This window comes from Streptosporangium sp. NPDC049078 (genome assembly GCF_040648855.1).
In the GTDB taxonomy this organism is placed as follows: Bacteria; Actinomycetota; Actinomycetes; order Streptosporangiales; family Streptosporangiaceae; genus Streptosporangium.
The window spans coordinates 82,803-95,153 of record NZ_JBEZEL010000021.1 but is presented as its reverse complement, the minus strand read 5'-3'; the positions used below and the strand labels follow the sequence as shown (position 1 = coordinate 95,153).

8 protein-coding genes and 1 tRNA gene are annotated in these 12,351 nt (G+C 65.1%); 5 read left to right on the top strand and 4 right to left on the bottom strand.

Features of this window, described 5'->3' with window-relative positions:
• Entirely contained in the window at positions 1–594 is a 594-nt protein-coding gene (locus AB0B90_RS31645) for a hypothetical protein (RefSeq protein WP_362926126.1), read from the top strand.
• A 282-nt stretch (positions 595–876) separates the two neighbouring features.
• Complete coding sequence (locus tag AB0B90_RS31640; protein ID WP_362926125.1) at positions 877–1,365, top strand: ATP-binding protein; 489 nt, start codon at positions 877–879, stop codon at positions 1,363–1,365.
• A gap of 273 nt (positions 1,366–1,638) precedes the next feature.
• On the opposite strand, the gene AB0B90_RS31635 is transcribed toward AB0B90_RS31640, so the two are convergent.
• Together AB0B90_RS31635 and AB0B90_RS31630 are read right to left on the bottom strand one after the other, a co-directional pair.
• The gene (locus AB0B90_RS31635; RefSeq protein WP_362926124.1) at positions 1,639–6,375 is read right to left on the bottom strand and encodes an ATP-binding protein; all 4,737 of its coding nucleotides are present in this window, start codon (positions 6,373–6,375) and stop codon (positions 1,639–1,641) included.
• Between the two features lie 588 nt (positions 6,376–6,963).
• Positions 6,964–7,037: transfer RNA gene (locus AB0B90_RS31630), tRNA-Lys, on the bottom strand.
• A gap of 134 nt (positions 7,038–7,171) precedes the next feature.
• Here AB0B90_RS31630 and AB0B90_RS31625 point away from each other — a divergent pair.
• On the top strand, positions 7,172–8,023 hold the full coding sequence (locus AB0B90_RS31625; RefSeq protein WP_350945166.1) for a MoxR family ATPase: 852 nt from the start codon (positions 7,172–7,174) through the stop codon (positions 8,021–8,023).
• Between the two features lie 34 nt (positions 8,024–8,057).
• Positions 8,058–9,419: a VWA domain-containing protein gene (locus AB0B90_RS31620; protein WP_362926123.1), complete on the top strand. Its 1,362-nt coding sequence runs from the start codon at positions 8,058–8,060 to the stop codon at positions 9,417–9,419.
• A gap of 151 nt (positions 9,420–9,570) precedes the next feature.
• On the opposite strand, the gene AB0B90_RS31615 is transcribed toward AB0B90_RS31620, so the two are convergent.
• Entirely contained in the window at positions 9,571–10,308 is a 738-nt protein-coding gene (locus AB0B90_RS31615) for an NERD domain-containing protein (protein ID WP_350945162.1), read from the bottom strand.
• 226 nt (positions 10,309–10,534) lie between these two features.
• Between AB0B90_RS31615 and AB0B90_RS31610 the strand changes: the two genes are divergently transcribed.
• Entirely contained in the window at positions 10,535–11,137 is a 603-nt protein-coding gene (locus AB0B90_RS31610; RefSeq protein ID WP_350945161.1) for a TetR/AcrR family transcriptional regulator, read from the top strand.
• A 7-nt stretch (positions 11,138–11,144) separates the two neighbouring features.
• On the opposite strand, the gene AB0B90_RS31605 is transcribed toward AB0B90_RS31610, so the two are convergent.
• Positions 11,145–12,245 carry an acyl-CoA dehydrogenase family protein gene (locus AB0B90_RS31605; RefSeq protein WP_362926122.1) on the bottom strand — a complete coding sequence of 367 codons (1,101 nt, stop codon included), beginning with the start codon at positions 12,243–12,245 and terminating at the stop codon, positions 11,145–11,147.
• Between the last annotated feature and the right edge of the window lie 106 nt (positions 12,246–12,351).

The following is a 12,351-nucleotide window of genomic DNA, read 5'->3' as shown; positions in this document are numbered from 1 at the left end:
ATGCACCTTCTGTGCGACATCGACGGCGTCCACATCCCCTTTCCCGGCCCCGCTGGGGAGATTCCCAACGGCTTCCGCACCCACCACGTCACCCCCACCGGCTACAGCGAGCCCGTCGCGATCTGGCTCAACCCCGCCACCGGCCACCTCATCCTCGACCTGACCACCCGCTACGCCCTCACCCCCGTGTGGTGCACCAGTTGGCGTGCAGACGCACCCCTCGTCGGCAGCCTTCTTGGCCTGCCGACCTGGGACCACATCGACCTGCCTCGCCTCCCGCTCACCACCAGCCACCCCAACGGCTACCTCTGGAAACGCGACACCATCACCCAAGTATTCACCGATCAGCCACTCGTCTGGATCGACGACGACTTCACACCCGCCGATCAGACCTGGGCCGGCGACCGCACCGCGACCGGAGTCCTCACGATCCTGATCCAGCCGAACCCCTACCTCGGGCTGACAGCTGCTGACCTCGAAGCGACCGGTCTTAACGAGATCGCAGAATGGCGCTCGCACGCACGCGCCGGAAAGTGCGTTCGCTATGGGGAAGCTATGCCTGGTGGCCCAGCCGACGTAGAGCCGCTGACATGACACTCCTCCTTCCGTTCATGACCCGCTGGCACGCCTCCGGTCCTCCACAGGACCTGCGGACCGCATCACCGGTCAGCCGCTACCAGGCACTCGCCGGAGTGCGGCGTCCGTGTCGGAAGGCTGTGTGACATGCCCGAACGCCTCAAACACGTAGGGAGGTGGAGCCGTGTACTGAACTTGACCTTGATGGGCGAGTTGGTACCCGATACCGCCACGTACCGCACGTGTGATCACCGGCCGCCAACCGGCGGCCGGAACACCCATCCTGGAAGTAGATCAGCGATGCACCGAGGAAAGTGGGGCTATGCCAGCCCTGAGGAATGGCTCCGAGTGCCGGGGCCGATGGTGTGGCGACGCACCTTCCCCGGCACCCGTCAGCAGGTGTCCGAGGCCCGCCACTTTGTCGAAGGACTCTTCGCCGGAACCCCGCGTAGCGACGATGCGGGGACGATCGCGGCGGAGTTGTGCAACAACGCCGTACTCCACACCGTCTCCGGACATGACGACGGCTGGTTCGGCGTCGAAGTCGTCCTGGACGACCTCGCGTACCTGGCCATCACCGATCTCGGCGGAGCCGGACGACCCGTCCTCACCTCCTCGGCGGGCGGGAAGCTCGTGGAGGGCGGGTTCGGGATCCTTCTCGTAGAGGCACTCGCTCTGACCATCGGCGTCCATGGAAGCCCGCAGCTCGGCCACACCGTGTGGGCCGACATCGACCTCACCCTCAAAACCGAGACCGCGCAGGAGGACCGGGTGGTCGCTATCGCCTAGGGGAGGCCCAGCCTGTTCATACCAGGCTGGCCCTCCTTCACCGAAGGATAAGGCCGATGCTTCACCCACCGAACCCCGTCCGCCGCACTCCCGCTGTAACACAGGAGAACGGCGGGCGGGGCTTGTCATCTCTGCAGCTGTTCCTTCTGGTCAGAAGCAAAACGGCGGCGTGATCACCGCGTGCGGCGCTGACAGGGCCGGTGGCGGCATGTGACACCCCTGGAGGGAAGCTACCCATCGGTGTCACGGTTGCACGCTGGGACGGTTGCCGCTTCAGCGAAACATGTCCTCTAGGCGTTCGGCGAACTGGATAGCCTCATCCCAGCCCTGGCGGACAAACGTTTCAAGTAGCGTTCTCACCGCGGTCATACACTTTGGACTGCTGACAATCAACTCGCGGTGATCAGCGAAGTAGCGTTGTATAAGCTGAAGCACCGCACTAAGGGCCAATGGTTCTCGCGCATAGTTGGCGTCACCTCCGGCAGCTCGGACTGCCCCCAGGAGCGCCCGCTCGGGTGCATGAATGCTGATGTGATCTAGCGTTTGAATAATATGATGAGTAACTTTGGGGTGGCGCACGAGACTGTAGCCCTCCAATAGCGGAAAAGCATGTTCGGCGAATGCTTTCTTTATCGATGTGGCCCGTTCTCCCCCAGTTTTATCACTATTGGTTGCGCCACTCGCGAAATAGATGTTCTGAACGACGCCATCGGCGACCTTAACTGCATTCGTCGCTCGCTCTGCATCTGGTGTGACTGCCGCATTCTCGTCGGCCCACGCCTCTCCAACTGCTTGCAGGGGAAGTTTAAGCAAGGCAAAAGCCCGCTGTTGCGATACCGAGGAGTTCGTATCCTCTATATTTAGGAAGCGCCGTAGCCAACTCGGCACCCGCTCCGCTCGGCGAGGATTTTCCAACGGAGAGGATAGCCAAGCCTGCAGCGTACCGTGGGCGTAAGGGGTCCCATATTGAGTAGCCATAATAACGAGCAGATTTACGACCACCTCAGCGCAGCCTTCATCGCTGATTTTTGCGTCACCGGTCGAGTCTGTCGCGAGAATTTCCCATTGAGACTTGGTGGCGATACGTCGAAGAATCTCATCAACTTCGAGGGGGAAATCATGGCGATACCTGCTGAGCAGTGAAATCAAAATCGCCTGCACCTGCGGATCCATTTCGGAGCAGAGTCTCGCCTCGAGATCCTCAAGTGCCGCCCTCTCCTCAAAAAGGAATGGAATTGCCTCCGCACTGAGCATCCTGTAGAGCGCATTGGGCGAGTTAAGGAAGGGGGTTACAGCTTCCGATAACTCGTTCTGATGCTCAGCTAACCATTCGGGTCTCCCCGCGAGAGTGGTGATGCCCTCAACGGCCTCTGCGGTGATCGTGGCGCTCCAGACGCGCCACCCAGATTCGACTTCGTCATGTTGTGGAGGACTTGTCGCAGATGGCAGCGCTGCTTGGAGAACAGCCAGGACATCGCACCCCAAAGGCTGCCCGGGCCGAGCGAGCACACTATGCGCAAGTTGCCGGGCCCCTTGGACCAGTAGGAAACGGTCTTCTTCTGTGGCTGTCTGAGATGCGTCAGTCTGGAGCTGCCGTCGCAGAGCCGCCCAACTTCCGGCAAGCTTCTCGTATCCCATCCGACGGATATCGGGGTCATGGTCGCTCGCTCTCTGGAGCGCTTCAGCAACATCGGCAGAAGAACTCCCACTTACGCTACCGTCGTCAGCTTTGTCATCCTGCGGCTCCTCTGCCATCCAGAACAGGGAGTCGTCCACAGGGTCACTGTCCGCACGACCATGATGGAGCCGCTGGTCATCTCGGTCGCTGTTGGCGAGCTCCTCAAGGTGCTGGAGCGCTTCAGGCTCGCTGATCTTCCTACGATCGAGTGGGCCTAGAAGCGCATCGCGTTGGCGGCGCTGCCATTCCTGCCTGCGGGGGTCGTCAACCTCGCTGGCTTCTGGGCTCGTGGCGTTGAGGATCGCTGCCTCGATCCGGCGGTGAATCGCAATGTCAAGTTCTGGAGATAGGCGTGCGGCTACGAGCCCAGCTGCGCCCCGCGTCTGGTCTCGTTCGAAGATGCCGGCTTCCAGCGTCGGAATAAGTAGGTGCGCGAGAGCCGAGGACTCGGCGTTGGCCGCCTGCATCAGGAGACGCTGCCAGACTTCGCCGTGCGACAAGGTGGAGATCAAGAGCTGAACAATCTGGCGAAGCTCCTGCTGGTCGGCGCTTCCGTTTTGTTCAGCGTTCGTCAACCCTGAGCTCACACGCTCAGCCTTCGCCTGAATCTCAACGATGACGGCGTCGACAGCCTTCTCCAGCTCGGAGTGCCCTCCCGCGTAGCGCAGAGTATTGCCATAGCGAATGCGCGGCCTTCGGCCAGTGTCAGTGCTGCGGTCGTACTGGAACATCCGCGGCACTTCCGCAATCCGTATTAGCAGCCGAACGGCAGCCTCAAGATCGGTAGATGCAACCTTGGGAAGGTTCTCGCAAACACTCCAGCGGAGATGATTCAGATCTTGCTGAAGATTGCTGGTGAGTCCAAGAATCTGACTATCTGTAATGCTGGTAACCTGCTGGCGATCTTCCTCATACTCCCAGGGCGCTGCCGCGATCTCAACAGCAATTTCTGCATTGCTCTTGGCGATATCCGGCAGGCACTGGATAAGCACTCTGGCCATATCGAAGCCCCAGGCTCGCAGCACTTCATGCGAAAATACGACGTGTACGATCGACTCACAAGCAGTTCCATCGAGGAGGATCGCGCGAGCGAGAGGCCACGATAGCATTTTTCCAATTCGTGCTCGGGAAGGATCGTTGACATCCTCCAAGGCAACAGCCATGCAGTCAACGACAACCTGCACCCAATTATCTCTTGCTTCTATGTTAGGCAGAGACATTTCGGAGCCAGCCGCACGCCTGAGCAGCTGAGCCGCGTCCAGCGCAAGGGAGACGTCATCAGTAGCACGAGCCGCACGCGCAAGGTCTTCAACAAATGGCGAGAATGCCCCAAATAGACTGGGCTGCAAATCCGAGTTGGCTATCGCAGCCGCGATCAAGAAAGCCATGCGGCAAGCGTTGGAGCTCGAGTTTTCGCGGGCTCCAACGGCAGGGGTACGGCGCAAGCATGCCTCCGCAAGGGAAGCCAATTCATTAGATGAAAGAAGCTCGCGGCTACATACGGTGGCCGCTGCAGCGGCGGCTAGGTGATGCCCTGATGTCTCCGCATTGAGCCTGAGGGCGAGCCGCCAGAATTCATGCCTTGTCGGGTCATTTCGCCAAGCGATAGCCAGCCGGTATTCCATACTGGGCCGCAGGAGTAGGGCCAGGTTGGGCTCAGCGTCCAACTCCTCTGCAAGACTCTCTGCGTGGGAGGTCTCGCCGAGCGCCAACATGCTGGCCGCAAAGTCGAAAAGCACTGGATGGCTGAATGCGATCGGCGGCTGCGGCTGGCCGATTGCCCGCGGCAAGTCACGGAGAACGCCATCGCTCACCAAACCCTGCAAAGCAGCGGCGTCGACGTCAGGCAGATGAGCGACCTGCTGTCGGCGATCAGCGATCATCTGGGCAACGATCTGTGTGAGTGCCGAAGCCCGTTCCCACGGATTCGTACCACCTTCGACTACCCGAACCCGCCAGTACTGGTCGAGCAAGTCAAGCCGGTTGCGAATGCTGCCGTGCTCGCGGAGGGCGCCGTCAGCCAGTAGTTGCGAGGCGATGTCCAAGTTGAACGGGTTACTCAAGAGCTGCTGCAACCTGCTTCCGGCGGCTCGGAGGAGGTCGGCAAGCGCGGGGCTCTCTTGCAGAAGGCTCTCTAGCTCCCCTGGTAGCAGGTCCTCGACCAGAAAGTGGCGGACGCTCTGAAGTGAGGAATCAAAATGAGCAGAGACGACGGGCGCGCCGCGGAACATCGCACGCCATTTACGGCCGTTGCGCAGGTCAAAACGCCTGACAGTGGCAACGATCTCCCAGCGGCTGCCTGCAAGCTGCTGGGCCAGCGTTGGTAGCCACTGAGAGGCATTCTCCCCACGGGTCTGGTCCAGGCCATCCAGCATTAATCTGCCGGGACGACTGCCCGGCCAGCCCAGCAAGATGTCCTTGATGTCGTGCTCAAGGTTCAGCTCCAGACGGGTCTGGCCAGCGGACGCTCGCAGCTGCTCAGCGCTCAGGAGGACGACGTCGTTTCCCTGATCGACCAGATGAGTGGCCAACTGACATAGCAGTGCCGTCTTGCCTGTACCAGGCTCACCTGTCAGCGCGAAGCTGCCCTCCGCAGCGTGCAGGATCGGCCCAACTTCTCGCTCAAGCGTCAGGTCTCCTTCGGGAGCCGTGAGAGTGAGCGCACTCCCGAGCACTGCGATGTTGTTTCTAGTGGTCTGCCGTAGGTCAGCGATGTCTCTCCGCAACCGGGTTACTGGCCTGAGGCGGAAGCGTCGTTCTTCAAGCTCGGCCACTAGCGAGTCGCGGTCAATCCATCTTTGGCTTTCCCCGAGTTCGTGGCCGATGGCGACCAGCGCCTCCCAGAGGTCACGCGCCTGGTCCTGGTCGACCAGCATGTCGTTGAGCATCACCTGAACCGTTTGGTATTCGAGGCCATCGTCGCGCAGGTTCAAGGCTCGAACGACGAGAGGGCTGAGGAGCCGCCGTAGGGCGGTGTCATCGGCTGGCCCGCCTTTGCGTTCCTCCCACAGCCGCCGCAGATGGGTGAGAAGCACGCCGAGGGCATCGCGCTCGGGTTTGTTGGTAGCGGCTTCCTCCAAGGGAACCGCCTCAGGATGGGTACGCAGGCGATCTATCACCCTAGCTAGGTAATCCCTGACGGTTACCGGCGCCTGCTCGTCACCAAGCAGCAGTACCCGGTCGATATTCCAGTCAAGGGACCGCAGCAAGTGCTGGTTCGGAGGTGAGCTAGGAACCTCATCGATCACGGCGTCTACAAGTTGCCGAAGTGCTTCAGCCAGCGCGCCGTCTTCAGCACTGGCGAGCTGAAGCCTCTTCTTTGCCTGGACCATCAGCCAGCCGCCCGCATCTGTGACGGCGCCGACGTCGTCAACGGGCCGGGCGGTCTGGCTGCCAACACCGACTACGCGGTGGCCGGAGGCCCAGCCAGGCAGTCGGTCCTCAGTCAGTAGGTGCGCCGCGAACCAGGCCAAGCAACGATCCTCATGACCGACACCCCCCGAGGTTCCGGCCCCACCCGTCGATGACCGCTTCACTGCTTCATACCTCCCGCTCCATCTGCCCTATTTTTGCGAAATCAGGTCGGCGGCGGAGGCGAGACGCGCAAGTAGGGACGAAGATCGGCCACGGACTGTGGCCGTAGCCGCCATGAGCCCCCCCGGAGACAGGGTGTCTTATGTCGACCGTCCGAAGCTTCTGCTTGCCGAAAGTAAGGCCCATGGAGATGGGCGATCAGAGGTCGCTAAAGCCCGATGGTGATCATGGCTGTTGTGGCAAGGCAGGGTGATCGTTCTTGCCGGGACGGCGGCGTTCAAGCCAGCATGGAGCCAACATCGGGAGGCAAACCCTGACGAATAGGACGCTCAAAACCCGAACAGCGCGTCCCCTGTGATCAGGGGACGCGCTGTTCGGATGTATTGTGCGCCGCCAGGGACTCGAACCCCGGACCCGCTGATTAAGAGTCAGCTGCTCTAACCAACTGAGCTAGCGGCGCTTGAAGCCCTTGAACAATAGCGCACATCGGGCGTGGCGTTGAAATCGTGACGGCCGCCGGCCGAGGGCGGACGGCGGCCGACGATGATCACCGGTTAAGGTAGAACAACATTCGGTCCTGTCCTGGGAGCACACATGTGGTTCGCCTCACCGAGCGACGCCGGAGAGCGGCTCGACGCCGCCGACTACCTCCCCGACGACTCCATCTCGACCTCGGTCTTCCTGGCGGGCGCACTCGGCAAACCACTGCTCACCGAGGGGCCCGCGGGGGTGGGCAAGACCCAGCTGGCCAAGGCCGTGGCGACGACGACCGGCGCCCGGCTCGTCAGGCTGCAGTGCTACGAAGGGCTGGACGAGGCCAGAGCGCTGTACGAGTGGAACTACAAGAAGCAACTGCTACGCATCCAGGCCGGTCAGGGTGAGGACTGGGACGCCACGCATGACGACATCTTCACCGAGGAGTTCCTGCTGGAGCGGCCGCTGCTCGCGGCGATCCGCTCGGAGACGCCGACGGTCCTGCTGATCGACGAGATCGACAAGGCCGACGTCGAGGTGGAGGGACTGCTGCTGGAGATCCTGTCCGACTACCAGGTGACGATCCCCGAACTCGGCACGATCACCGCCGTACGGAAGCCGTACGTGGTGCTGACCTCGAACGCGACCCGCGAGCTCTCCGAGGCGCTGAAGCGGCGCTGTCTCTATCTGCACCTGGAGTATCCGACGCCGGAACGCGAGCGCGACATCGTGCTGGCCCAGGTGCCCGCGATCGAGGCGAGCCTCGCCGAGCAGCTCGCCCGCACGGTCGCCACCCTGCGCGCCCTGGAGCTGAAGAAGTCGCCCTCGATCGCCGAGACGATCGACTGGGCCAACACCCTGCTCGCGCTGGGCAGGACCGAGCTGGACGAGGAGGCGATCGGGGCGACCCTCGGCGTCGTCCTCAAGCACGCCTCCGACCAGACGCGCGCCCGCAAAGAGCTCGCCCTGTGAAGGGCGCCGGGAACCGCATGGGGAGGGGCCGAGGGTGAGCCTGCTCGACCGGCATGTGGGGTTCGTGCACGCGCTGCGCGAGGCCGGGTTGCCGGTGTCGCCGGCCGAGGGGCTGGACGCGGCCAGGGCGCTGGAGGTGATCGACCTGACCGAACGGGAGTCGCTGCGGGCCGCGTACGCCGCGACGCTGGTCAAGCGGCCCTCGCACCGGCCGGGCTTCGACACGCTGTTCGACCTGTGGTTCCCCGCCTCGACGACCGGCTTGCAGGCGCCGCGCGAGGCCGAGCCCGGCCTGCCGGCCCCGGAGAGCGCCGAGGTTCCCGAGCTGCGCGACCGGCTGGCGGAGCTGCTGCTGGGCGCCGAGGGCATGAACGAGTTCGTACGCGCGATGGTGGAGCGTTTCGGCCGCGTGCCCGCCGGTCCCGGCAGGCAGAACTGGTTCTCCTACCCGGTGATGCGGGCGCTCTCCCCCGAGACGCTCATGGCGCGGCTGCTCGCCGAGGTCCTCGCGGGCCGGGAGCGCGGCGGGCTCGCCGAGAAGGTGGCCCGGCAGCGGATCACCGAGAACACCGAGCGCTTCAAGGAGGCCGTCTCAGGGGAGGTGCGCCGCCGGATCGCCGAGGACTCCGGGATCGAGCGGATCGCCCGCGCCTCCGTACGCCCTCCGCTCGAGCGGCTCGACTTCCTGCGGATCACCAAGGCCGACCTGGCGAGGCTCCGCCGGGAGGTGCATCCGCTCGCCCGCCGCCTCGCCGCCCGGCTCACGGTCAAGCACCGGCTCGGCCACCGTGGCCGCCTCGACTTCCGCAGGACCGTACGGGCCTCGCTGTCCAGCGGCGGGGTGCCGCTGACCACCTTCAACAGGCCGCGCCGGCCGCACAAGCCCGAGCTGGTCGTCCTCTGCGACACCAGCGACTCGGTCGCCTCCTTCGCGCACTTCACCCTGCTGCTCACGTACGCGCTGCGCGAGCAGTTCACCAAGGTGCGCGCGTTCGGGTTCGTGGACACCGTGGACGAGATCACCCGGTTCTTCGTGCCGGGCGCGGATGTGGTGGAGGCGATGACCCGGCTCACGCGGGAGGCCGACATGGTGCGGTTCGGCCGGACCGACTACGGCCACGCGCTGGAGGTGTTCGCCGAGCGATACGGCGACGCCGTCGGGCCGAAGACGTCCCTGCTGATCCTGGGTGACGCCCGGTCCAACTACCGGCCGCCCGCGCTGGAGACGCTGCGCCGCCTGGCCGACGGCGCCCGGCACTCCTACTGGCTCAATCCGGAGCCGACCAACCAGTGGGACAGCGGCGACTCGCTGGCGACGGCGTACGGCGGGATCGTGCCGATGCACGAGTGCCGGAACGTCGAGCAGCTCGCGGCCTTCATCGAGGACCTCGTCTGACGAACGGGCCGGGCACGCTGAAGACCTTGTGCGAAGAACGAACCGGACGCGCTGAGGACCTTGCGCGAAGAACGGGCCGGGCACGCTGAGGCCCCTGTCCGAAGAGGCCGGACGCACTCAGGACCTCGTCCGGAGAACGAGCCGGGCGCGCTCAGCTCATCCGGCGCAGCACCCGGGCCGCGGTCCTGGCCAGGACCTCGACCTGGGCCTCGTCGAAATCGGCCCGGGGACCCTGCAGGATCCAGCGCGAGACGAGGCGGGGCTTGAGAAGGGTGATCCCCTCCGCGGTGACCGACCGCCTGATCTCCCCGCCGTGCACGGCGATGAGGGGTTCGATGGTGACGGGGATGCCCGACTCGCGGGAGAGCACCTCGGCCAGCGAATCGGCGACCTCCACAAGCGCCTTGGCCACCTTCGTGCCGTACTTCTCACCCAGGAACAACCGCTCGCCGTAGCGGGCGATCTCGGTGTCGGGGTCCCACGCCTCGTTGTCCACCACCCAGACGCCACCGGGGCCGATGACGAGGTGGTCGACCGAGGCCTTTCCGGGGATCGCCCGGCCTTCGAGGATCTGGTAGCCCGCCCTGCGCAGCTTGCGGCGGAGCAGCCTGGCGGTGATGGTCTCGCCTCTGCGCTTGCCGCGCCAGACGGCGGTGGCGTCGTACTGCCTCCAGGTCCAGTACGTGTCCGCGCCCGCGACGAGCAGGCCGCCCAGCAGACCGAGGATCACCGGGGACAGGCCGAACCGGTAGGCGAGCGCGACGCCCACCACCAGGCCCGCCGCGGCCTTGACCGCGCGTACCTTCCTGCGGTGGACGACTTCCTTGATCCAGAACTGCTCGTACATGACCTGCGGCGACAGGCCGTGGACCTGGTCAACCGGCGTCACGTAGATAGATCCGCCCGGCATAGCGAACCCCCATGGCTGAAACGGTCGGCAAGGAGAAGGGTGGGGGGACCTGCCACATTGAAGATCCTTAGACTATGAAATACCCAACCGGGGGCTCCAGCCATCCCTGGGCCGCGAAGGTGACGCAAGTAACACGTATTCGCCAGTCACCGGCGACGTAACCGACCAGTCGGTATGCTTTCCCACACCACACCATGGGGGACGCATGACTCAGGACCAGGAGCCGGTACGACAACGCCTGCTCAGCGAGGCCACCCGCCTGTTCGCCGAGCAGGGCTTCGAGAGCACGTCGGTGCAGGAGGTCGTCTCGGCGGCCGGCGTCACCAAGGGCGCCATGTACCACTATTTCGACTCAAAGGATGACCTGCTCCACGAGATCTACGGGCGGGTGCTGCGCCTGCAGATGGAGCGTCTGACGCACTTCGCCGACGGCCCGGGGCCGGTGTCCGAGCGCCTGTACTCCGCCGCCGCGGACGTCGTGACGACCACGGTCGACAACCTGGACGACTTCAAGATCTTTTTCCGCTCGATGCACCTGCTCGCACCCGACACCAGCAAGGTCGTACGCGCCGAGCGGCGCCGCTATCACGAGCGCTTCCGCGACCTGGTCACCGAGGGGCAGCGCGAGGGCACCTTCAGGAGCGACATCCCCGCCGACATCGTCGTCGACTTCTTCTTCGGCTCCGTCCACCACCTGGGCACCTGGTACAGCGCGGAGGGCGCGCTCTCCGGCCCCGAGCTGGGGGCGCACTTCGCCGACCTGCTGCTCACCTCGCTGCGCCCGGATCGGCAGGCGCTCCCCGCCTGACCTCCGGTCAGACCGGCGCGGGCAGGTCCGCGAGAGCCGCCAGGGCGTCCCGGTGGGCACCGGGAGTGCCGAGCGCGACCTCGGTGGACTTGGCGCGCTTGAGATAGAGGTGCAGGGGGTGCTCCCAGGTCATCCCGATCCCGCCGTGCAGCTGCACGCTCTCCTCCGCGACCCGCACCGCCACCTCCGAGCACCACGACGCGGCCACCGCCACCGCCGGCTCGCGATCCCGGACCGCCTCCTGCCCACCGGACAGTCCCGGGTCCGTGGCGAGCAGGACGGCCGCGTTCCTCGCGGCGGCGCGGGCGCGCACCACGTCCAGCCAGAGATCGGCCATCCGGTGCTTGATCGCCTGGAAGGACCCCACCGGGCGGGCGAACTGCCGGCGCTCCTTGATGTAGGCGAGCGTCGTGCTCAGGCACCATTCGGCGACCCCGAGCTGCTCCGACGCGAGCAGCCCCGCGCCGAAGCCCAGCACCCGCCGCACGTCGAGCCGGCCGATCGCCTCACCGGCGGGAGTGTCGGAGAACGTGACGGTGGCGACCGGACGCGTCAGGTCGAGCGACGGCACCACCTCGATCCGGACATCCGCCGCCTCCACCTGGTAGAGCGCCGTTCCGACGGGCACGAGCAGCACGTCCGCCACCTCCGCGCCCGCCACCGCCCTCACCTCGCCGTTCAGGATCCCCCCGTCCGCGGTGACGGTCTCCGGCAGCGGCCGGTACGGCGAAGCCGCCAGCGACACCGCGAGCGCCGCCGTCGTCTCCCCCGAGGCGAGCTTCTGGATCAGATCCTCCTCGCCGACCTGCAGCAGGGCCTTGGTCGCGAGCACAGAACCGGTGAGGAACGGCAGCGGCGCCACCGCCCGCCCCAGCTCCTCCAGCACCACCGCGACCTCCCGCGCCGACGCCCCCGCCCCGCCGTAGATCTCGGGCACGAGCAGGCCCGCGACCCCGATCTCCCGCGACAGCGTCTTCCACAGGTCCATGTCGTACGGCGTCCCGGACTCGACCCGCCTCAACACGGCGGCGGCCCCGCAGCGGTCCGCGAGAAGATCCCGCACGGAGGCGCGCAGCTCCTCCTCGACCTCGGTGTACAGCAGCGTCACAGCTCACCACTCCTCATTCGCCACGCGGACCACTCGTACCTCGCGACCCGTTCCGCTCACCGCGCCGGGTTCACTCCCGTCACAACCGCTCACCGCTCCTCATGCA